Origin of the sequence: Mesorhizobium sp. YR577, assembly GCF_900116595.1 — a bacterium.
Classification (GTDB): Bacteria; Pseudomonadota; Alphaproteobacteria; order Rhizobiales; family Rhizobiaceae; genus Mesorhizobium_M.
The window spans coordinates 332,708-352,098 of the sequence record NZ_FPBI01000001.1; the positions used below are offsets into that span (position 1 = coordinate 332,708).

Below are 19,391 nucleotides of genomic sequence, written 5' to 3' on the forward strand. Positions count from 1 at the left end.
TGCTTGAACAGTCGCGAGGCTGGAGCGAGATGAAGCATGATCTCGTCCGAAAAGTCTGCAACTTTTCGGCATCTTGCTTTGATCGATCTCGCCAAGACGAAGGAACCGGGTTATTTCATCCGGCGAAAGGCATCCCTCCCATGAATGCGCTGCTTCTCGATCCGTGGTTCTACGCGGCTGCTCTTCCCGCTGTGATTCTCGTCGGCCTGTCCAAGGGCGGTTTCGGCGGTGCTGTCGGCTTCATCGGGGTGCCGCTGATGGCGCTGGTGATCTCGCCGGTGCAGGCGGCAGCCATCCTGCTGCCGATCCTGGTGCTGATGGACATCGTCTCGTTATGGGCGTGGCGCGGCGTGTTCGACAAGCAGACGCTTTTCGACATGATGCCGGGCGCGCTTGTCGGCATCGGCGTCGGCTGGCTGACAGCCGCGGCAGTGACGGTCGACATGGTGCGCTTCATCGTCGGGGCGGTTGCGATCGTCTTCGTCCTGCGTTGGGCCTGGCAGCAATTTCGCCACGGGGCCGAGTATTCGGCAGCATCCAATCGCGTGGCAGGTGCCTTGTGGGGTGCGATTTCCGGCTTCACCAGCTTCGTCGCCCATGTCGGCGGGCCGCCCTTCCAGATTTATACCTTGCCGCTGAGGCTCGACCCGAAAGTGCTGTCGGGGACAGCAGCGATTTTCTTTGCCATCACCAATGCGCTGAAGCTTGTTCCCTACTTCGCGCTCGGGCAGTTCGACACGACGAACCTGACCGCCTCGGCAGTGCTGATGCCGCTGGCGCCGCTATCAACTCTTGCCGGCGCCTGGCTGGTGAGGCGGATGCGGCCGGAGGTCTTCTATCCCTTTACCTACGCGACGGTGGCGCTGATCGCGGTAAAACTGATCTGGGATGGCGGGGCGCAATTGTTGCAGCCTTAAAACATTTTTTGACGGGAACCCGTCGAACCTTGCCTTCATTTGTGCATTTCCACGTCATAGCAACAGGTTCGAACTGGCATGCGTTGCGCTATGGGCGCCAGGCTGTCGCAAACCTGTAATACGCAACGAGTTTTATGGCAGCCATGACGAATATCGCATCAAATCAACGGGATACCCGTATAGACGTGTTTCGGGCTCTGGCCCTGCTCACGATCTTTATCAACCATGTGCCGGGCACCATCTATGAGTTCGCCACCCACAAGAACTTCGGCTTTTCGGATTCGGCCGAAGCCTTCGTGCTGATTTCGGGCATCGCCGTCGGGCTTGCTTACGGGACGAAATTCAAACCGGGCAACCGGCTTTTGATCGCGCTGAAGGCGTGGCGGCGGGCTGGTGTGCTCTATGTCTCGCACATCATGACGACGGTGGCGACGCTGGCGATCTTTTCGGGTGCCGCACTCCATTTCGCGCGGCCGGACCTGCTCAAGCTGATCAACATCCAGATGATCATCGAGGACACGCCGGAAGCACTCGTCGGCATTGCCACGCTCAGCCATCAGGTCGGCTACAACAACATTTTGTCGATGTATGCGATCGTGCTCCTGATGATGCCGCTGTTCCTGCTTCTCGGGAATATCAGCCTGCTTCTGATGGTCTGCGTTTCAGGCGCCATCTGGCTCGTCGCAGGCGTCTACCAGATCGCGCCGGGCAACTTCCCCGGCGACGGGCTGTGGTTCCTCAACCCGCTGTCGTGGCAGTTCCTGTTCGTCATCGGCATTGCCGCGACGATGCATGTGAAGCGCGGCGGCGAGATCCGCTTCAGCCCCTGGCTGGCCGGCATCGCCGCGTCCTATGTGCTGTTGTCGTTGGCCTGGGTGCGGGTGCCTTTCTGGGGCGTGGATACGTCGCTCGGCCTGCCGATGGTGCTGACCGGCTTCGACAAGACCTTCCTGTCGCTGTCGCGGCTGGCCCACGTCCTGTCGCTTGCCTATCTGATCACGGTCATCCCGGCGCTTTCCAATCTGGCGCGGACCCGTGCGGATCATCCGCTCGCCATTCTCGGCAAGCACTCGCTGCCGGTGTTCATTGCCGGCACCTTGCTGGCGATGGTGGCGCAGGTGATGAAGATGGTCAGCCCCGGTGGGCTGTTCTACGACACGGTGCTGATCTCGACCGGCATCGCGCTGCAGTTCGGCTTTGCCTATTATCTCGAATGGCTGCCGAAGATCGGCTGGGGCGGCAAGGGTGCCGTGCAGCCGGCGAAAGCCGTGGCCGCCGCCCAACGCCCGATGGGCGGCAAGACGCCGGCAGTCGCGGCGACACGTTCGCCCGATCGATAAAGACTGGCGCCGGATCGCTAAGACCGGAAAAGAAATCCCTTCCGGCCCTCCGGAAGGGATTTGCGTTCTCTGCTTTGACCGCAAGCCCTGCCGAAATCATGTTCCCACCATGCGGGATCATGGTCTAATGTCCGCCCGAAATCAGTGCCTTCGGGAGGTATCGTGGCAAGCATTTATGACAGCGGTCTGGACCGCAACCCCGCCAACCATCAGCCGCTGACGCCGCTGACCTATCTGGAGCGGGCGGCTGCCACTTACCCAAATCACGTAGCGATCATTCATGGCGCCCAGCGCGTCACCTATCGCGATTTCTGGCGCCGTTCGCGCCGGCTGGCTTCGGCGCTCGCCGGCCAGGGCATCGGCAAGGGCGACACGGTGACGGTGATGCTTTCCAACACGCCACCGATGCTGGAAGCGCATTTCGGCGTGCCGATGACGAAGGCCGTGCTGCACTCGCTGAACACCCGCCTCGACGCTGCCGTCCTCGCCTTCCAGCTCGACCATGCCGAGAGCAAGATCGTCATCGTCGATCGCGAATTCTCCGGCGTGATGAAAGAGGCGCTGGCGCTCGCCAAGGTGAAGCCTCTGGTGATCGACTATGACGATCCTGACTATGCCGCCGATGCACCGTATCCGAAGGGCGAGCGCATCGGCACGCTGGACTATGAGGATTTCGTCGCCACCGGCGATCCCGATTTCGCCTGGTCGATGCCGGACGACGAATGGGACGCGATCGCGCTCAACTACACCTCAGGCACGACCGGCAATCCCAAGGGCGTCGTCTACCATCACCGGGGTGCAGCCCTGATGGCCTATGCCAACACGATCCATGCCGGCATGGGCAAGCACGCCGTCTATCTTTGGACGCTGCCGATGTTCCATTGCAACGGTTGGTGCTTTCCCTGGACGCTTGCCGTGCAGGCCGGCACGCATGTCTGCCTGCGCTGGGTTCGGCCCGGCGCGATCTATGCCGCCATCGCCGACCATGGCGTGACGCATCTGTGCGGTGCGCCGATCGTCATGTCGGCGCTGATCAACGCCAAGGACGAAGACAAGCGCGAGTTTCCGCAGGTCGTTACCTTTAACACGGCAGCCGCTCCGCCGCCCGAGGCAGTACTTTCGGGCATGGCCGAGGCCGGCTTTGCCGTGAACCATCTCTACGGCCTGACCGAGACTTACGGCCCGGCGGTGGTCAATGAATGGCATGGCGAATGGGACGCACTGCCTGCTGCAGAGCGCTCGGCAAAGAAGGCGCGGCAGGGCGTGCGCTATGCCGCGCTCGAGGGGCTGACGGTGATGGACCCGCAGACCATGGAAGAGACGCCGCGTGACGGCGAGACCATCGGCGAGGTCATGTTCCGTGGCAACATCGTCATGAAGGGCTACCTGAAGAACCGGCCGGCGACCGACGAGGCCTTCGCCGGCGGCTGGTTCCATTCGGGCGACCTCGGTGTGATGCACCCCGACGGCTACATCCAGCTCAAGGACCGCTCCAAGGACATCATCATCTCCGGTGGCGAAAACATTTCTTCCATCGAGGTCGAGGATGCGCTCTATAAGCACCCGGCGGTGGCTTTCTGCGGCGTCGTTGCCAAGGCCGACGACAAATGGGGCGAGACGCCCGTCGCCTATGTCGAGCTCAAGCCGGGCAAGGAAGCGACCGAAGCCGAACTCCTCGAGCATTGCCGCAAGTTTCTGGCGCGGTTCAAGATGCCGAAGACGGTGATCTTCGCCGAAATCCCGAAGACCTCGACAGGCAAGATCCAGAAGTTCCGGCTGCGGGACCTGGCGAAGGAACTCTGACGCAGCCGCGCAGGTTCAGGGCCGGACACCCTTTTGGCTGACTGTCTGGCTTTCTGCGCGCGTGCTAATATTTCGCCCCGCCGGGGGACAGGCGTTCTCCGGGCAATCAACCCATTCCCGCTTCGGGAAAAGGCAAATTGAGGGGACCGAAATGCAAGGCGTTGCACGCAATTTCTTCACCTTGGCGATCATCTACGCAATCTGCGGGATGATGCTCGGGCTGTCGATGGCGATGAGCCAGGATCACACCGAAATGCCGACACACGCCCATATCATGGTGGCGGGCTGGCTTATGTCGGCCGTCTTCGCCTTCTTCTATCATCTGTTTCCGGCGGCGCGTGCCTCGCGGCTGGCTGTGGTGCACTTCTGGCTGACGGCTTTGAGCGGTGTCGGCCTCGTGGTCGGGCTTTATTTCCTGCTTGCCGGACATGAGGCGGTAGAGCCTTTCGTCGCGATCAGTTCGATCGGCTTCTTCCTCGGCATGCTGCTGTTCGCATGGATCGCCCTGCCGGTGATCTACGGATCGCGGCCGGCTCGCGAAAATGTGCCCTTATGGGACAGGTAAGGGCGCTATCTCGAAAAATATCGAGCCGGTTAACCGCTCATTAAGCTTTACGGGCGTTTACTATGTTCATCCAGTTTACCTGGATTCTTACCGAGTGGCTGGAGCCACTTCGTTTGACGCCTCCCTGTTAACTTCTGAGAGCCGCTTTCCGCGGCTCTTTTTTTGCCCATTCTTATCCAGGCGTCCACGCTTTTGTCATATTAACCTTTTGTTAAACATGTGCTTGCGTTCGCGCCGGCTCGGGCGCATTTTCCACAGCCAATGAGGATGGGGCACGCGACCTGGGGCAACTTGTTATGGCACCAGTGCGCAGCAAGAGCGTGAGTACAGAGGCGTAATGATGATCGAGCCTTCGAAAGAAAGCGGTAATACAATCAAATTGGCGGAGCGGCGGGTTTTCTCCCACTCCTTCAAGCCGCTTTACGACGAAGGCATGGGGCTGGTCGAACAGACTGCCGAATATCTCGACGGCAAGGGCCGTGCGGAAGCCAAGAAGCTTTCGCGTCTGGCCGCCACGCTCTATGCCGCCGAATCGATGCGCCTGACGACACGGTTGATGCAGGTCGCATCCTGGCTGCTGCTGCAGCGCGCCGCCAATTCGGGCGAGATGACGCGCGATCAGGTCGCGTCAGAAAAATCCAAGGTGCGGCTCGACACGGCTTCCGCCCGCGAGGACGCCGTCGGCTGGAACGAATTGCCCGCCGCGTTTCTCGACCTGGTCAACCGTTCGCTCAGCCTGCAGGCGCTGGTGCGCCGCATGGACGACGAGATCTATGGCGACCGCACTGAGCTTTCGACGGCAGCTTCGATACGCCGGACCAATCCCGTCTCCGACCAGATCAGCCTTCTGAACACGGCCTTCGCCCGCGGCTGAAGAGACCGCTTGCTAACTCTACCTTGCCGGCCATCTGGCTTGCTTGTTTCCGGTTTGTTCACAATTTCCTGACATGCCGGTGCGGTGGAGGTACAGTCACCGCATGAAGCAAGCGATTCGCATCATAGGCATCGATCCGGGGCTTCGGCGCATGGGCTGGGGCATCGTCGAAACACTTGGCAATTCGCTGCGCTTCGTGGCGGCCGGCACGGTGCGTTCCGACGACAAGGCGGCGCTTGCGACAAGGCTCTGCCAGCTGCATGACGGGCTTGTCGATATCCTCCACAGCCAGGCGCCGCACGAGGCGGCGATCGAAATCACCTTCGTCAACAAGGATGCGGGTGCAACGCTGAAACTCGGCCAGGCGCGCGGCATTGCGATGCTGGTGCCGGCCCGAGCCGGGCTGGTGGTTGCCGAATATGCGCCGAATGCGGTGAAGAAGGCGGTGATCGGCGTCGGCCATGGCGACAAGAAGCAGATCCAGATGATGGTGAAGGTGCTGATGCCCAAGGCCGTCTATGACAGCGACGACGCCGCCGACGCGCTCGCCATCGCCATCTGCCACGCCCATCATCGCCAGAGCGCGATGTCGAGACTGGCCGTGCTGGCGGGGTAGTAGCAGCCGATGTTCTTGACTTGTTCTCGCCTCTGACGTAAGTAATACCAACGAGGTATTACCATGCGTGTGACGACCAAAGGACAGGTAACGATCCCCAAGGAGATCCGCGACCGGCTGGGTATCGAGCCAGGCAGCGAGGTCGAGTTTGTCGAGCGGGATTCGGCGGTGTTCCTGGAAAAGCGGGATGCCCTCACCCAGCAGGAAAACAAAACCTTTGAGGAATGGGCTGCAAGTGTAGCAGGCACATTCGATTCAATGGGTATGGACGGCAAGGCTTATATAGACTGGTTGCGGGGGCCGCGTGACGATCTCGACTCTCGTTGATACCAACGTCCTGATCGATATTCTTGGTCCAGCCGAGATGGATGCTCGCCGCTGGTCTCTGGCCGCGTTGAAGCAGACACTTGCCGATGGACCGGTTGTTTTCAGTGCGATTGTTTGGGCGGAGCTTTCGAAGCCGTCCCTCGGCGAGGATGCGCTAGCCCGCGCATTAGCCTGGCTACGGCCTCTTTGTGAAGATCTGCCATTCAGCGCCGCCTATCCGGCCGGGTCCGCTCACAATCTTTACCGCATGCGTGGCGGGCGGCGGGAAAGAACGCTGCCGGATTTTCTTATTGGCGCGCATGCTCTCGTTGCGGGGCATCGTCTGTTGACGCGCGATCCAGCCCGGTACCGATCCTACTTTCCCGGTCTCAACATCCTGAGCCCTGAAACCTATCCCCTGGGGGACGACTAGATGATCGGCAAGCTCAAGGGTACCGTCGATGAAATCGCCGAGGATTATTGCGTCGTCGATGTGCATGGCGTCGGCTATGTCGCCTACTGTTCGGCGCGCACGCTGGCCGCACTTGCCGGGCCGGGCGAGGCGGTGGTGCTGTTCATCGAGACCTATGTGCGCGAGGACATGATCCGGCTCTACGGCTTCAAGACCACGCTGGAGCGTGAGTGGTTCCGCCTCTTACAGAACAATGTGCAGGGCGTCGGCGCCAAGGTGGCGCTGGCGATCCTCTCGACGTTGGCGCCGGCCGATCTCGCCAATGCGATCGCGCTGCGCGACATCGCCATGGTTTCACGCGCCCCGGGTGTCGGCAGAAAGGTGGCCGAGCGCATCGTCACCGAACTGAAGAACAAGGCGCCGGCCTATGCCGGCGAGGCCACCGGCACGATCGGGCTGAAGCAGGAACTGGGCGAGGGCGTGGCGCCTGCGCCGATCGCCGATGCCGTCTCGGCACTGGTCAATCTCGGCTACTCGCGCGACATCGCCGCCAATGCGGTCTCGGCAGCGCTGAAGACGGCGGGCGAGGATGCGGATTCGTCCAAGCTGATCCGGTTCGGGTTGAAGGAACTGGCGCGGTGATTCCTTGTTTTTACTCACTCTCCTTGCTATTCTTTGATGGTAAGGAATTTGTGCGAGGGCAATGATTTGGGCCATCAATCCAAGATCACGTCAAAGGGACAGACGACGATCCCGGTTGAGGTTCGGGACCATCTCGGTCTGAAGCCGGGTGACCGCATCAACTATGTCGTCGACGAAACCGGGGTGAGAATTCTGGCCAAGAACAGGCGCGCCGTCGATCTTGCCGCGATTCTTGGGCCGCCACCTCGTGGAGCCGGAGCAAGCATCGAGGAAATCGACGAGGCCATTGGCAGTGCCATTGCACAGGACGATGAGCGGATTGTCCGCGAATGGAACGAGACGCATGGGAACGGCCAGTGATCGGCGTGGATACGAATGTGCTCTTGCGTATCCTCGTGCGCGATGAGCCCGAGCAAACGCGCAATGCCTTGGAGTTCATAGAAAACCGCACTCCCGACGACCCGGCTTTTGTCAGTCTGATCGTGGTGGCTGAATTGGTTTGGGCCTTGCGGCAGCGCTATGACTACCCCATGAAAGATATCCGCAGGCTGCTGTCGGCCATGCTCGAGGCAAGAGAGTTCATCTTCGAGGAGGAAGCTCTGCTTGTCGATCTGTTCAACAGCGCCGAGTCCGGCAGGGGCGATGTTGCCGACCACCTGATAGCTTACTCCGCGACGCGCGCGGGCTGCACCCATACCGTCACCTTCGACCAGCGCGCAGCAAAGGCCATCCCATCCATGGAACTCCTCGCGTGAACGACCGCCTCATCACGCCCGACAAGCGCGGCGAAGACACCGACACGACGCTGCGGCCGCAGAGCCTTGACGAGTTCGTCGGCCAGGCGGCGGCGCGCGCCAATCTCAAGGTTTTCGTCGAGGCGGCCAAAGGGCGCGGCGAGGCGCTCGACCATGTGCTGTTCGTCGGCCCGCCCGGCCTCGGCAAGACGACGCTGGCGCAGATTATGGCGCGCGAGCTTGGCGTCAATTTCCGTTCCACCTCCGGCCCGGTTATCGCCAAGGCTGGCGATCTCGCGGCTCTTCTCACCAACCTTGAAGAGCGCGACGTGCTGTTCATTGATGAAATCCATCGGCTGAGCCCGGCGGTGGAAGAAATTCTCTATCCGGCGATGGAGGACTATCAGCTCGACCTGATCATCGGCGAGGGGCCGGCGGCGCGCTCGGTCAAGATCGATCTGGCAAAGTTCACGCTGGTTGCCGCCACGACGCGGCTCGGCCTGCTGACCAACCCGCTGCGCGACCGTTTCGGCATCCCGGTCCGGCTCAATTTCTACACGGTCGAGGAGCTTGAGCAGATCGTGCGGCGCGGCGCGCGCATCCTCGGCATGCCACTCGGTGATGACGGCGCGCTGGAGATCGCGCGGCGCGCGCGCGGCACGCCGCGCATTGCCGGCCGCCTGCTGCGTCGCGTGCGCGATTTTGCCAGCGTGGCCGGGGCGGATCACGTCAACCGCAAGATCGCCGACGAGGCACTGTCACGGCTGGAGGTCGATGCGCTCGGCCTCGACCAGCTCGACCGGCGCTATCTCTCGATGATTGCGCTGAATTTCGGCGGCGGCCCGGTCGGCATTGAGACGATCGCGGCGGGCCTGTCAGAGCCGCGTGACGCCATCGAGGACATCATCGAGCCCTACCTGATCCAGCAAGGCTTCATCCAGCGCACGCCGCGCGGCCGCGTGTTGACGGCCAATGCCTGGAAGCATCTCGGGCTGGACGCGCCGAATGATCTGGCGCAGCAGCAGATCAGCCTGTTTCAGGAGGAGTGATGCTGCCAAGTTTCAGGCTAAGCAAAGGGGGAGTTGATGCGCAGTAAACTTGCAGGACTTATATTGTTGATGGGGTTTGTTCCATCCTCTTCGTGGGCAGAGTACCGCGTCTACGAACATACCGGCTGCACGAAGGATCACGTCAAGGTAACGGAGGAGATAATCTGGGATTGTATGGGCTTATGCGCGAGCACCCCACTTAAATCGACGATCATGCAAGAGGCGAAGAACACCAGGCGTGTTTATCCCGGTGTCGTATCTTCGTATACAAAAGCGCAGATCGCCAAAGGGGCTCATGTCTCTACAATCAAGGCGAAGGCTAAAGTCAAAACCAGGAACCTGACAGCCAACAAGCCCCAGTTTGGCGGTAGCTGCTGACAGGGCTTACTCCAACCCTCGCACCATCTCCAGCACGTCCGGCTCGGCTGGTTTGCCGTCGAACTGCTCGACCACGCCGAATGCGCCGCCATAGGACCATACCGACCAGGAGAAGCCGTGCGCTTCGGCGCGGGCACTCATGTCGCGGACATAGGCGGCGCGGTATTTGGCCGGCATGACGTAAGGGTTGCCATATTCCTGGCGGATCATTCCGAACTCGCCGAGGAAGATGTTTTCCGGCTTGATGCCGTGTTTCCTGGCCCAGGCGTCCACCGTCTTGAACGGCGCGTCCATGACCGCCAGCAGCTTGTCTTCGGTGTCCATCGTCGCGATCTGTTCGTCGAGATAGGCGAGCATGCCGCTGCGCCGCGTCCACGGCGCCTCGGCCTTGATCTTGGCGCGCACCTTGTCGAGCGCGGCATCGAGCTCAGTGCGCGGCACGGCATAGGGCGGGTAAGGCAGGCCGGTGACATAGGGGATGAAATCGCCGGCCCAGGTCGCGCCCTGATGCGTCAGCAGGAACGGGTCGTAGGAATGGAAGGTCCAGATGACGTTGTCGTCCGGGATCGTCTTCGGATCGAGTTTGGCCAAGCTTTCGGCGTTGGAATAGCAGGCCCCCGTCAGCACCAGCGTCAGCCGCGTGGCCGAAGCGCGGGCGGCGGCGAACAGGCGTTGCAGCTTTTCGGGCCAGAGGCTGGTCTTTTCGTCCTTGCAGTCGATCACCGGCTCGTTCATCGCCTCGAAGGCGACCAGCGTGGGGTCTTCCTTCGACAGGCTTTTCGCCATGGCGCGGGTAAGATCGACATAGGCGTCGAAGAGTTTCGGGTCGTTCATCACCTCGGCCATGCCGAGCGAACGGTTGCCGCCTGCCGGCACGAGATGCATGTCGACGATGACTTTCAGGCCGCTCGCATTGACCAGCCGGACAGATTCCAGCACCGAGGCGAAGAGCTTGTCGCGAAGGCCAGTCGTCTTGCCCGACAGGAAGGGTGAAGGGTCGACCGGCATGCGGACGAAGTCGAAGCCGTTATCCTTCAGGCTTTTCAGGTCGGCCTCGGTCACCGACTTGCGCCATTCGGGAAAGGGCAGGATGGCCTTCTCGTCGCCCCATTGGCTTTCGTCCGGCCAGGTGACCCAGATGTCGAGATTGATGCCGCGCTTCATCGAGAAGCTGGCGGCATCGGCGGTCGGTGCGGCGACGAAAAGCAGGGCGAGACCCAGAAGGCCAGCCTTGAACATCGACGCCAATGATGTCATCCGGGAAGTCATCGGGTTTGCCCCAAGCCCAATTCGACGGAATTACCCTCGTGTAATACCTGTCAGGTCGCCGGCGAAAAGGAAAGAGCGATGGACGATCATGGTGAACGCGAAAGGCTGATGGCGGGGCTGTCGGGCGAGCTGACTTCGTTCGGCCACCGCATCATGGCGCGGGTCTATTATGCCGACACCGATTTCTCCGGCGTCGTCTACCATGCGCGCTATCTCGAGTTCTTCGAGCGCGGGCGTTCGGATTTCCTGCGGCTGGCAGGCGTCCACCACACCGAGCTTGCCGATGGCAAGCATGGCGAGAAGATCGTCTGGGTGGTGCGCCGCATGGAGATCGATTTTCGTGGACCCGCCCGCATCGACGATATCCTCACGGTTGATACCCGCACCGAAAAGATTTCGGGCGCGCGCATCTGGATGGCGCAGCAATTGAAGCGTGGTGACGATGTGCTGGTCGAAGCACGGGTCGAAGCCGCGATAGTTGGCGAAAGCGGCCGTCCGCGACGTTTCCCGAAGGAGTGGATCGAAGCGTTTTTGCCGAAGGGGCAAGCCGGTCTGGATGCCGAATGAAAAAAGCCCCGCCGAAGCGGGGCTTTTTGTTGGTGCTTTTAACTCAGGCGGCCTTTTCGGCCGTCTGCTGCCATTTGCCGAGGGCGGCGAGGCTGTTCATCTGGGCGCGGTGGGCGAAGGCTGCCTGGCCGGCGGCGATGTTTTCCACCTTGCCGCTCCATGCCTTCTGCGGGGCTGCCTGCAGCGCACGGCCATAGGAAAAGGTCAGCTTCCACGGATGCGGGCCGATGGCGTTGATCGCGTTGAGGTTGGCGGTGGCCTCCTGGTCCGACTGGCCGCCCGACAGGAAGGCGATACCCGGCACTGCGACCGGAACCGTCTCGCGGAAAAGCTTGATGGTCTTTTCGGCAACTTCCTCGGGGCTGTTCTTGATGCCCGACTTCTTGCCGCCGATGATCATGTTCGGCTTGAGGATCGTGCCTTCCAGCGACACGTTGGCGGCATAGAGCTCGGAATAGAGCTGCAGCAGCGTGACCTTGGTGATTTCGTAGCAGGTGTCGATGTCGTGCGAACCGTCCATCAGCACTTCCGGCTCGACGATCGGCACGATGCCGGCTTCCTGGCACAGTGCGGCGTAGCGCGCCAGCGCGTGGCAGTTGGCGTCGATCGCGGTCGAGGAGGGAACGTTCTCTTCTTCGTTGATGTCGATCACGCCGCGCCATTTGGCGAAGCGGGCGCCGAGCTTGTAATATTCGGCGAGGCGCTCGCGCAGGCCGTCGAGGCCTTCGGTGATGGTGTCGCCCGGAAAGCCGGCCAGCGGCTTGGCACCGGCATCGACCTTGATGCCCGGAATGGCGCCGGTAGCCCGGATGAGATCGACCAGCGGCGTGCCGTCGGCGGCCTTCTGGCGGATCGTCTCGTCATAGAGGATGACGCCGGAAATGTGGTTCTTCATGGCGTTGGTGGCGCGGAACAGCATCTCGCGGTAATCGCGGCGGGAGTCGGCGGTGGATTCGACCCCGATCACGTCGAAACGCTTCTTGATCGTGCCGCTGCTTTCGTCTGCAGCCAGAATACCCTTGCCGTCGGCAACCATTGCGGCTGCGATATCTTCGAGACGTTCGCTCATTCAAAATCTCCTCTGTGATCAGCGGCGAATAACAGAAGTGTGTGACGAACGGAATGCCGCCGAAGTGCTTGAATCGATTGAAACTCGATCACACCTGCCAACGAAGTATTTCACCTCGCCAGAAGGCAGGCCAGCGGATTCTTATATCATGCCTTCAAGACGTCGACGCCGGGCAGGTCCTTGCCTTCCATCCATTCCAGGAATGCGCCACCGGCGGTGGAGACGTAGCTGAAATCGTCGGCGGCACCGGCATGGTTGAGTGCTGCCACCGTGTCGCCGCCGCCGGCGACCGAGACGAGCTTGCCTTCCCTGGTGCGGCTTGCTGCGTGCTTCGCAGCCGCAACGGTCGCGCGGTCGAAGGGCGCGATCTCGAAGGCGCCGAGCGGGCCGTTCCAGACCAGCGTTGCTGCACGGTCGATCCACTGGTTGACGGTCTCGATGGTCTTGGGGCCGACATCGAGGATCATGGCGTCGGCCGGCACCGCGTCGATGGAGACGGTCTCGTTGGCGGCGTTGGCCTTGAACTCGCGGGCGACGACGCCGTCCGACGGCAGGATGATGGCGCAGCCCGATTGGGCGGCCTCGATCATGATCTGCTTGGCGGTGGGCGCAAGGTCATGCTCGCACAGCGACTTGCCGACGTCGCTGCCGCGTGCCGCCAGGAAGGTGTTGGCCATGCCGCCGCCGATGACCAGCGCGTCGACCTTCTTCACGAGATTCATGAGCAGGTCGATCTTGCTGGAGACTTTCGCGCCGCCGACGATGGCGACGACCGGACGAACCGGATTGCCGAGGCCCTTTTCCAGCGCTTCCAGCTCTGCCTGCATGGTGCGGCCGGCATAGGCGGGCAGCAGGTGGGCAAGCCCCTCCGTCGAGGCATGGGCGCGGTGGGCGGCGGAGAAGGCGTCGTTGACATAGAGATCGCCATTGGCGGCGAGCTGCTTGGTGAAGTCGGGATCGTTCTTTTCCTCGCCCTTGTAGAAGCGGGTGTTTTCAAGGAGCAGAATATCGCCGTCCTTCATGGCGGCGACTGCGGCTGCGGCCTTGTCGCCGATGCAGTCTGCAGCGAAGGCGACGGGCTTGCCGATCACCTCGCCAGTGGCTTTTGCGATGGGCGCCAGCGAGAGGGCGGGATCGGGACCATCCTTCGGGCGGCCGAAATGGGCGAGCAGGATGACCTTGGCGCCTTTGCCGGAAAGCTCGGTGATGGTGGGCGCGACGCGCTCGATGCGGGTGGCGTCGGTCACCTTGCCGTCGGCGACGGGTACGTTGAGGTCGACGCGGACGAGGATACGCTTGCCTTTGACATCACCGATATCGTCGAGCGTCTTGAAACCGGCCATGGCAATTTGTCTCCTCGCTGAAATCGGCGGAACCTTACCGTGCATTGCGCGCGATGCAAGATTGGCTTTGGTCTGAGGGACGCGGCGAATCGCAGCAAGCTGAGAGACCGCCTGCTAATTCTACCCTGCCGGCCATCTGACGCGGCTTTCTGCGCTTCCGGTGCTCATGGACTCAATGTCCACTCCGCTCCGGTTCTCGAAAATCCACGCCATATGTCTCGGCAGGGCGAATTATCAAACGATCTCTCGATCAGTCTTAAGCTTCTTCGCCAGCTTTCGCCTTCACCGGGCGGCGAAGGAGGCGGTCGAAAAGTCCGCCGAAGCGCTCGCGCAGGTTTTCCGGTATCACCGGCTGCGGCGGCGTCGGCTCGAAGGACAGGCCGACGCCGCTGATCTTGCCCTTCTCGTCGATGTCGCGGACGATGAGTTCGATCGGGCCGAGTGTCAGCCGGTCGGCGTATTCGGCGCGGCCGCCGAGCCGCGACAGCATCAGTTCGCCAATAGTCATCTTCATTTCGGCTTCAGCCAGGCCGGGTCCGTAAGCCGCCTCGAGCTCGGATGCCGGCCTTTCCGGGTCGACTGCGAAGGCGCCGAAGAAATCGGCATCCTCGGGGTCGACTTCGACGCGGCTGGCGAACAAGCGGTCGAGAAGGGCCGGATAGCGATCCGAAACGAAGATGTAGACGCGGTCGCCCGCGACCAGCCGGCCGAAGTCGGGGAATTTCATCGAGCGTCCTTCACGGACGACCAGCGAAGGCCGCGCCCAGCGCGGCAGCCGCTCGCCGCGCAGCACCGGGCTGCCGGGCACGACGCGGTAGCTCAGCAGTTCATGGTGCGCTGAGCCGGGCAGTTCTAGCTCGACCTTTTCGATCGGGCCGGGACGCGGCGGCACGATCAGGCCGAGACGACGCGCAAGCGGCCCGACCGTCCAGCCCTGGACGACGAGCGAGACCAGGACGACGATGAAGGCGGAGTTGAAGATATCGCGGCCGTGCTCCAGCCCGCTGAGCAGCGGCGTGATGGCAAGCAGGATGGAGACCGCGCCGCGCAGGCCGACCCAGGAGATGAACGCCGTTTCGGTCTTGGGAAAGCGGAATGGCTTGAGGCAGAGCCACACCGCGAACGGACGGGCGACGAAAATCAGGAACAGGCCGAGCACGATCGAAACGCCGAGGATTGCCGGAAACTGCGACGGCGTGGCGAAGAGACCCAGCACCAGGAACATGATGATCTGCGCCAGCCACGACATCCCGTCCTGGAAGCGCTTCAGCACCGAGGCCGCGCGGATGTTGGAGTTTCCGGCGACAAGTCCGGCGAGATAGACGGCGAGGAAGCCGGAGCCACCGATCGCGCCCGCCCCGGCGAAGACGAGCAGCGACAGCGTCAGCACGAAGATCGGCAGCAGGCCGTGGTCGAGATTGAGCCTTTCGACGAGGCGGACGATGGCAAAGCCGCCGAGAATGCCGACGGCGGCCCCCAGGCCCATGGTGAGGAAGAAGCCGACGATGAGGTCGGTCACCAGCACCTTGGCTTCGGGGTCGATGCCCATGGCGATGATCTCGACCAGCGTGATCGTCAGGAAGATGGCGATCGGGTCGTTGGTGCCGGATTCGATTTCGAGCGTCGAGCGCACCCGGTCGCGCAGATGGATGTTGCCGGCGCGCAGCAGGAAGAACACGGCAGCCGCGTCGGTGGAGGCGACGGCGGCGCCGAGCAGGAAGGATTCGAGCCAGGTGAAATTGGTGAGATAGTGGGTGGCAACGCCGAAAATGGCCATCGTCAAGGAGACGCCGACCGTCGCCAGCGTCACGGCGGGCAAGGCTGCCTGCTTCATGACATTGACTGGCGTGCCGAAGCCGGAATCGAACAGGATGACGGCAAGCGCCAGTGAGCCGGCAAAATAAGCGACAGGGGCGTTGTCGAAGCGCAGGCCGAGGCCGTCGACGCCGCTGGCAAGGCCGATGCCGAGGAACAGGAGGAGCAGGGGGGCGCCGAAACGGAAAGCTATCAGGCTCGAAAACGCTGCGGCCAGCACCAAAGCTGTACCGACCAGGGTTGCGAGATAGATAACATGATCCATGAGCCGCCTTTTCTTCCGCCTGTGACTCTCCAGTTCAATGTACAGTGCGGCGAAGACATGGCCATGCGCAAGCAAGTTGCGCATTTATATGAGAAATTTGTCGGGCTCATGCGGCGCCGGGCGGCTCTCCAGCGCAAACAAAAACGCCCGGCCGAAGCCGGGCGTTCCTGAAATATGAAGTGGACCGCAGATCAGGCGATGAGCTTGCCGACCGCGACGGCCGTGTCGGCCATGCGGTTGGAGAAACCCCATTCATTGTCGTACCAGGACATGACGCGGACGAGGTTGCCCTCGATGACCTTGGTCTGGTCGAGCGCGAAGGTCGACGAGGCCGGGTTGTGGTTCAGGTCGATCGAAACCAGCGGCTCGTTGGTGTAGGCCAGAATGCCCTTGAGCGGGCCGTCGGCGGCTGCGACGAGGGCTGCGTTGACCTCATCGACCGTCACATTCTTCTTGGCGACGAACTTGAAGTCGATGACCGAGACGTTCGGGGTGGGCACGCGGATCGAAACGCCGTCGAGCTTGCCCTTGAGTTCCGGCAGAACCAGGCCGACGGCCTTGGCGGCACCGGTCGAGGTCGGGATCATCGACATGGCGGCGGCGCGGGCGCGGTAGAGGTCCTTGTGCATCGTGTCCAGCGTCGGCTGGTCGCCGGTGTAGGCGTGGATCGTGGTCATGAAGCCCTTTTCGATGCCGAAGGCATTGTTGAGGACCATGGCGACCGGCGCCAGGCAGTTGGTGGTGCAGGAGGCGTTGGAGACGACGATGTGATCTTTGGTGAGCTTGTCGTGGTTGACGCCGTAGACGACGGTGAGGTCGGCGCCGTCGGCAGGCGCCGAGACGAGGACGCGCTTGGCGCCGGCGGTCAGGTGGGCCGAGGCCTTATCCTTGGACGTGAAGATGCCGGTGCATTCGAGTGCGATGTCGACGCCGAGTTCCTTCCACGGCAGCTGCGACGGGTCCTTGATCGCGGTGACCTTGAACTTTTCCGAGCCAATGCTGATGGAATCGCCTTCGACCTTGACCTCATGCGGGAAGCGGCCATGCACCGAGTCGTAGCGCAGCAGGTGGGCGTTGGTCTCGACCGGGCCGAGATCGTTGACGGCGACGACGTCGATGTCCTTGCGGCCGGATTCGTAGATGGCGCGCACGATGTTGCGGCCGATACGGCCAAATCCGTTGATGGCAACTCTGACGGTCATGCTTGTTTCTCCATTGGAGCCAAAGATCAGTTCGACTTCTTGTGAAGACGCGCTTCGGCGGCCTTCACGGTGGCATCGGCAGTGATGCCGAAATGCGGGTAGAGCTGTTCGATCGTGCCGCTGGCGCCGAAGCCATGCATGCCGATGAAGATGCCGTCCTGGCCGATGAAGCGGTCCCAGCCGAGGCGGATGGCGGCTTCGATGGCGACCTTGACCGGGGCGTTGCCGATGATGGCGGCCTGGTACTTCTCGCTCTGCTTCTCGAACAGTTCGAACACCGGCACCGAGACGACGCGGGTCGGGTGGCCATGTGCCTGCAATGCGGTGCGGGCGGCAAGCGCGATCTCGACCTCGGAGCCGCTGGCGAAGATGGTCACGGCTGCGTCGCCATCGGCGGTCGCCAGTTCATAGGCGCCGTATCCGCAGAGGTTTTCCTCGACGAATTCGGTGCGCACGGCCGGCAGGTTCTGGCGGGTCAGCGCGATGGTCGCAGGCGTCTTGGTGTCTTCCAGCGCAAGCTGCCAGCATTCGGCGGCTTCGGTCGCGTCGGCCGGGCGGTAGACATTGTGGTTCGGAATGGCGCGCAGGGCGGCCAGATGCTCGACCGGCTGGTGGGTCGGGCCGTCTTCGCCGAGACCGATCGAATCATGGGTCATGACGAAGATCACGCGGATGCCCATCAGCGAGGCAAGGCGCATTGCCGGGCGGGCATAGTCGGAGAAGGTGAGGAAGGTGCCGGAGTAGGGGATGACGCCGCCATGCAGCGCCATGCCGTTCATCGCAGCCGCCATGCCGTGCTCGCGGATGCCGTAATAGACATAGCGGCCGTCATACTTGCCGGGCGCGATCGGGTTGGTCTGGGTGGTCTTGGTGTTGTTGGAGCCGGTCAGGTCGGCCGAACCGCCGATCGTCTCGGGCACGGCGCCGTTGATGACTTCCAGCGCCATTTCCGACGACTTGCGGGTCGCGACCTTGGGTTTGTCGGCTGCGAGCTTCTTCTTGTAGTCGGCAATCACGGTGTCGAAATTGCCCGGCAGTTCACCGCGCATGCGGCGCTCGAACTCGGCGCGGATTTCGCTCTCAGTAGCGGCGAGGCGGGTCTCCCATTCCTTGCGCTTCTTGGCCGCGTTGAGGCCGGACAGGCGCCAGGCGTCGAGAATGTCGGACGGAACCTCGAAGGGCGGGTAGTCCCAGCCCAGCGCCTTGCGGGCGCCGGCGATTTCTTCCGCACCCAGCGCTGAGCCGTGTACCTTGTTGGTGCCGGCCTTGGTAGGAGCGCCGAAGCCGATGGTGGTCTTGCAGGCGATCAGCGTCGGACGGTCGGAGCGGCGCGCGGCTTCCAGCGCGTCGGCGATCGCTTCGGGATCATGGCCGTCGACGCGCGAGGCGTTCCAGCCGGAGGCGGCGAAGCGGGCGAGCTGGTCGGTCGAATCCGACAGCGACACCGGGCCGTCGATGGAGATGTTGTTGTCGTCCCACATGACGATGAGCTTGTTGAGCTTCAGGTGCCCGGCAAGCGCGATGGCTTCCTGCGAGATGCCTTCCATCAGGCAGCCGTCGCCGGCCAGCACGTAGGTGTAGTGGTCGACGAGGTCGTCACCGAACTTGGCGTTCATGATGCGCTCGGCGAGCGCCATGCCGACCGAATTGGCAAGACCCTGGCCAAGCGGGCCGGTGGTGGTCTCGATGCCGGCGGCGTGACCATATTCCGGGTGGCCGGCGGTGCGGGAGCCGAGCTGACGGAAATTCTTGATCTCGTCGATGGTGATGTCTTCGTAGCCCGTCAGATAGAGCAGCGAGTAGAGCAGCATCGAGCCGTGGCCGGCCGACAGCACGAAACGGTCGCGGTCGGCCCAGTGCGGCGCCTTGGGGTCGTGCTTCATGAAGCGGGTGTAGAGCACGGTGGCAACGTCGGCCGCGCCCATCGGCAGGCCGGGATGGCCGGAATTGGCCTTCTCGACGGCGTCCATGGACAGAAAGCGGATCGCGTTGGCCATCCGGTCGTGTTTTTCGCGTGATGTCATGATTGCTCGCCAAGCCTTGAATTTTGAGGGGGCAGACCCCTGGAGAAAGCACGGGGACACATAGCAGGCGCGCCGCGTGAGTCAACAAAAGCATGGTTTCCGGACACAGAGATGACCGTGATTTGGCATGTCTGCGCACGATAGCGGGGGAAAGGACGAATCGCTTTGTTGACGGTTCGTTTGCACGATGCCTAATGTTTC

The 19,391-nt window shown here is 62.3% G+C and carries 20 protein-coding genes; 14 read left to right on the top strand and 6 right to left on the bottom strand.

Annotated features, from left to right (window positions below):
• Nucleotides 1–140: 140 nt before the first annotated feature.
• From BM413_RS01685 to BM413_RS01745, 13 genes are all read left to right on the top strand, one after another.
• On the top strand, nucleotides 141–917 hold the full coding sequence (locus BM413_RS01685; protein ID WP_091909496.1) for a sulfite exporter TauE/SafE family protein: 777 nt from the start codon (nucleotides 141–143) through the stop codon (nucleotides 915–917).
• A gap of 134 nt (nucleotides 918–1,051) precedes the next feature.
• Nucleotides 1,052–2,257, top strand: a complete 1,206-nt coding sequence (gene opgC, locus BM413_RS01690; RefSeq protein WP_091909500.1) for an OpgC family protein — start codon at nucleotides 1,052–1,054, stop codon at nucleotides 2,255–2,257.
• Between the two features lie 162 nt (nucleotides 2,258–2,419).
• Complete coding sequence (locus BM413_RS01695) at nucleotides 2,420–4,060, top strand: acyl-CoA synthetase (protein ID WP_091909503.1); 1,641 nt, start codon at nucleotides 2,420–2,422, stop codon at nucleotides 4,058–4,060.
• A 151-nt stretch (nucleotides 4,061–4,211) separates the two neighbouring features.
• Nucleotides 4,212–4,625, top strand: a complete 414-nt coding sequence (locus BM413_RS01700; RefSeq protein ID WP_091909506.1) for a hypothetical protein — start codon at nucleotides 4,212–4,214, stop codon at nucleotides 4,623–4,625.
• 340 nt (nucleotides 4,626–4,965) lie between these two features.
• Nucleotides 4,966–5,499, top strand: coding sequence for a protease adaptor protein RcdA (locus BM413_RS01705; RefSeq protein WP_091910280.1), 534 nt, complete (start codon nucleotides 4,966–4,968; stop codon nucleotides 5,497–5,499).
• A gap of 103 nt (nucleotides 5,500–5,602) precedes the next feature.
• Nucleotides 5,603–6,115, top strand: coding sequence for a crossover junction endodeoxyribonuclease RuvC (gene ruvC, locus BM413_RS01710; protein WP_091909509.1), 513 nt, complete (start codon nucleotides 5,603–5,605; stop codon nucleotides 6,113–6,115).
• A 63-nt stretch (nucleotides 6,116–6,178) separates the two neighbouring features.
• Complete coding sequence (locus BM413_RS01715) at nucleotides 6,179–6,442, top strand: AbrB/MazE/SpoVT family DNA-binding domain-containing protein (RefSeq protein WP_091909512.1); 264 nt, start codon at nucleotides 6,179–6,181, stop codon at nucleotides 6,440–6,442.
• Nucleotides 6,420–6,854 (top strand): type II toxin-antitoxin system VapC family toxin, encoded by a 435-nt coding sequence (locus BM413_RS01720; RefSeq protein WP_091909515.1) that lies wholly within the window; start codon nucleotides 6,420–6,422, stop codon nucleotides 6,852–6,854. The genes BM413_RS01715 and BM413_RS01720 overlap by 23 nt, the downstream gene beginning before the upstream one ends.
• Nucleotides 6,855–7,475 (top strand): Holliday junction branch migration protein RuvA, encoded by a 621-nt coding sequence (gene ruvA, locus BM413_RS01725; protein WP_091909518.1) that lies wholly within the window; start codon nucleotides 6,855–6,857, stop codon nucleotides 7,473–7,475.
• Nucleotides 7,476–7,541: 66 nt separating this feature from the next.
• Nucleotides 7,542–7,835, top strand: a complete 294-nt coding sequence (locus BM413_RS01730) for an AbrB/MazE/SpoVT family DNA-binding domain-containing protein (protein ID WP_244537711.1) — start codon at nucleotides 7,542–7,544, stop codon at nucleotides 7,833–7,835.
• Nucleotides 7,832–8,230: a PIN domain-containing protein gene (locus BM413_RS01735; RefSeq protein ID WP_175544225.1), complete on the top strand. Its 399-nt coding sequence runs from the start codon at nucleotides 7,832–7,834 to the stop codon at nucleotides 8,228–8,230. Before BM413_RS01730 ends, BM413_RS01735 begins: the two co-directional genes overlap by 4 nt.
• Nucleotides 8,227–9,258: a Holliday junction branch migration DNA helicase RuvB gene (gene ruvB, locus BM413_RS01740; protein WP_091909527.1), complete on the top strand. Its 1,032-nt coding sequence runs from the start codon at nucleotides 8,227–8,229 to the stop codon at nucleotides 9,256–9,258. Before BM413_RS01735 ends, ruvB begins: the two co-directional genes overlap by 4 nt.
• 36 nt (nucleotides 9,259–9,294) lie before the next feature.
• Nucleotides 9,295–9,636 (top strand): hypothetical protein, encoded by a 342-nt coding sequence (locus tag BM413_RS01745; protein ID WP_091909530.1) that lies wholly within the window; start codon nucleotides 9,295–9,297, stop codon nucleotides 9,634–9,636.
• Nucleotides 9,637–9,642: 6 nt separating this feature from the next.
• On the opposite strand, the gene BM413_RS01750 is transcribed toward BM413_RS01745, so the two are convergent.
• A complete protein-coding gene (locus tag BM413_RS01750; RefSeq protein WP_244537729.1) occupies nucleotides 9,643–10,875 on the bottom strand; it encodes a glycoside hydrolase family 5 protein in 1,233 nt (410 codons plus the stop codon).
• Nucleotides 10,876–10,983: 108 nt separating this feature from the next.
• Between BM413_RS01750 and ybgC the strand changes: the two genes are divergently transcribed.
• Nucleotides 10,984–11,472 (top strand): tol-pal system-associated acyl-CoA thioesterase, encoded by a 489-nt coding sequence (ybgC, locus tag BM413_RS01755; protein WP_091909536.1) that lies wholly within the window; start codon nucleotides 10,984–10,986, stop codon nucleotides 11,470–11,472.
• A 43-nt stretch (nucleotides 11,473–11,515) separates the two neighbouring features.
• On the opposite strand, the gene BM413_RS01760 is transcribed toward ybgC, so the two are convergent.
• The 5 genes from BM413_RS01760 to tkt form a co-directional block, all read right to left on the bottom strand.
• Complete coding sequence (locus BM413_RS01760) at nucleotides 11,516–12,541, bottom strand: class I fructose-bisphosphate aldolase (RefSeq protein ID WP_091909539.1); 1,026 nt, start codon at nucleotides 12,539–12,541, stop codon at nucleotides 11,516–11,518.
• 146 nt (nucleotides 12,542–12,687) lie between these two features.
• Nucleotides 12,688–13,884 carry a phosphoglycerate kinase gene (locus BM413_RS01765; protein ID WP_091909541.1) on the bottom strand — a complete coding sequence of 399 codons (1,197 nt, stop codon included), beginning with the start codon at nucleotides 13,882–13,884 and terminating at the stop codon, nucleotides 12,688–12,690.
• A 256-nt stretch (nucleotides 13,885–14,140) separates the two neighbouring features.
• Nucleotides 14,141–15,964: a potassium/proton antiporter gene (locus tag BM413_RS01770; protein WP_091909544.1), complete on the bottom strand. Its 1,824-nt coding sequence runs from the start codon at nucleotides 15,962–15,964 to the stop codon at nucleotides 14,141–14,143.
• A 191-nt stretch (nucleotides 15,965–16,155) separates the two neighbouring features.
• The gene (gene gap / locus BM413_RS01780) at nucleotides 16,156–17,166 is read right to left on the bottom strand and encodes a type I glyceraldehyde-3-phosphate dehydrogenase (protein WP_091909549.1); all 1,011 of its coding nucleotides are present in this window, start codon (nucleotides 17,164–17,166) and stop codon (nucleotides 16,156–16,158) included.
• 26 nt (nucleotides 17,167–17,192) lie between these two features.
• Nucleotides 17,193–19,190, bottom strand: coding sequence for a transketolase (gene tkt / locus BM413_RS01785; protein ID WP_091909552.1), 1,998 nt, complete (start codon nucleotides 19,188–19,190; stop codon nucleotides 17,193–17,195).
• Nucleotides 19,191–19,391: the final 201 nt, after the last annotated feature.

Bases quoted from the DNA above. Each gene is read 5' to 3' on its own strand.
- BM413_RS01685 (WP_091909496.1), top strand. From the start codon at position 141: ATGAATGCGCTGCTTCTCGATCCGTGGTTCTACGCGGCTGCTCTTCCC.
- opgC (WP_091909500.1), top strand. From the start codon at position 1,052: ATGGCAGCCATGACGAATATCGCATCAAATCAACGGGATACCCGTATA.
- BM413_RS01700 (WP_091909506.1), top strand. From the start codon at position 4,212: ATGCAAGGCGTTGCACGCAATTTCTTCACCTTGGCGATCATCTACGCA.
- BM413_RS01705 (WP_091910280.1), top strand. From the start codon at position 4,966: ATGATCGAGCCTTCGAAAGAAAGCGGTAATACAATCAAATTGGCGGAG.
- ruvC (WP_091909509.1), top strand. From the start codon at position 5,603: ATGAAGCAAGCGATTCGCATCATAGGCATCGATCCGGGGCTTCGGCGC.
- BM413_RS01715 (WP_091909512.1), top strand. From the start codon at position 6,179: ATGCGTGTGACGACCAAAGGACAGGTAACGATCCCCAAGGAGATCCGC.
- ruvA (WP_091909518.1), top strand. From the start codon at position 6,855: ATGATCGGCAAGCTCAAGGGTACCGTCGATGAAATCGCCGAGGATTAT.
- BM413_RS01745 (WP_091909530.1), top strand. From the start codon at position 9,295: ATGCGCAGTAAACTTGCAGGACTTATATTGTTGATGGGGTTTGTTCCA.
- BM413_RS01750 (WP_244537729.1), bottom strand. From the start codon at position 10,875: ATGTTCAAGGCTGGCCTTCTGGGTCTCGCCCTGCTTTTCGTCGCCGCA.
- ybgC (WP_091909536.1), top strand. From the start codon at position 10,984: ATGGACGATCATGGTGAACGCGAAAGGCTGATGGCGGGGCTGTCGGGC.
- BM413_RS01760 (WP_091909539.1), bottom strand. From the start codon at position 12,541: ATGAGCGAACGTCTCGAAGATATCGCAGCCGCAATGGTTGCCGACGGC.
- BM413_RS01765 (WP_091909541.1), bottom strand. From the start codon at position 13,884: ATGGCCGGTTTCAAGACGCTCGACGATATCGGTGATGTCAAAGGCAAG.
- BM413_RS01770 (WP_091909544.1), bottom strand. From the start codon at position 15,964: ATGGATCATGTTATCTATCTCGCAACCCTGGTCGGTACAGCTTTGGTG.
- gap (WP_091909549.1), bottom strand. From the start codon at position 17,166: ATGACCGTCAGAGTTGCCATCAACGGATTTGGCCGTATCGGCCGCAAC.
- tkt (WP_091909552.1), bottom strand. From the start codon at position 19,190: ATGACATCACGCGAAAAACACGACCGGATGGCCAACGCGATCCGCTTT.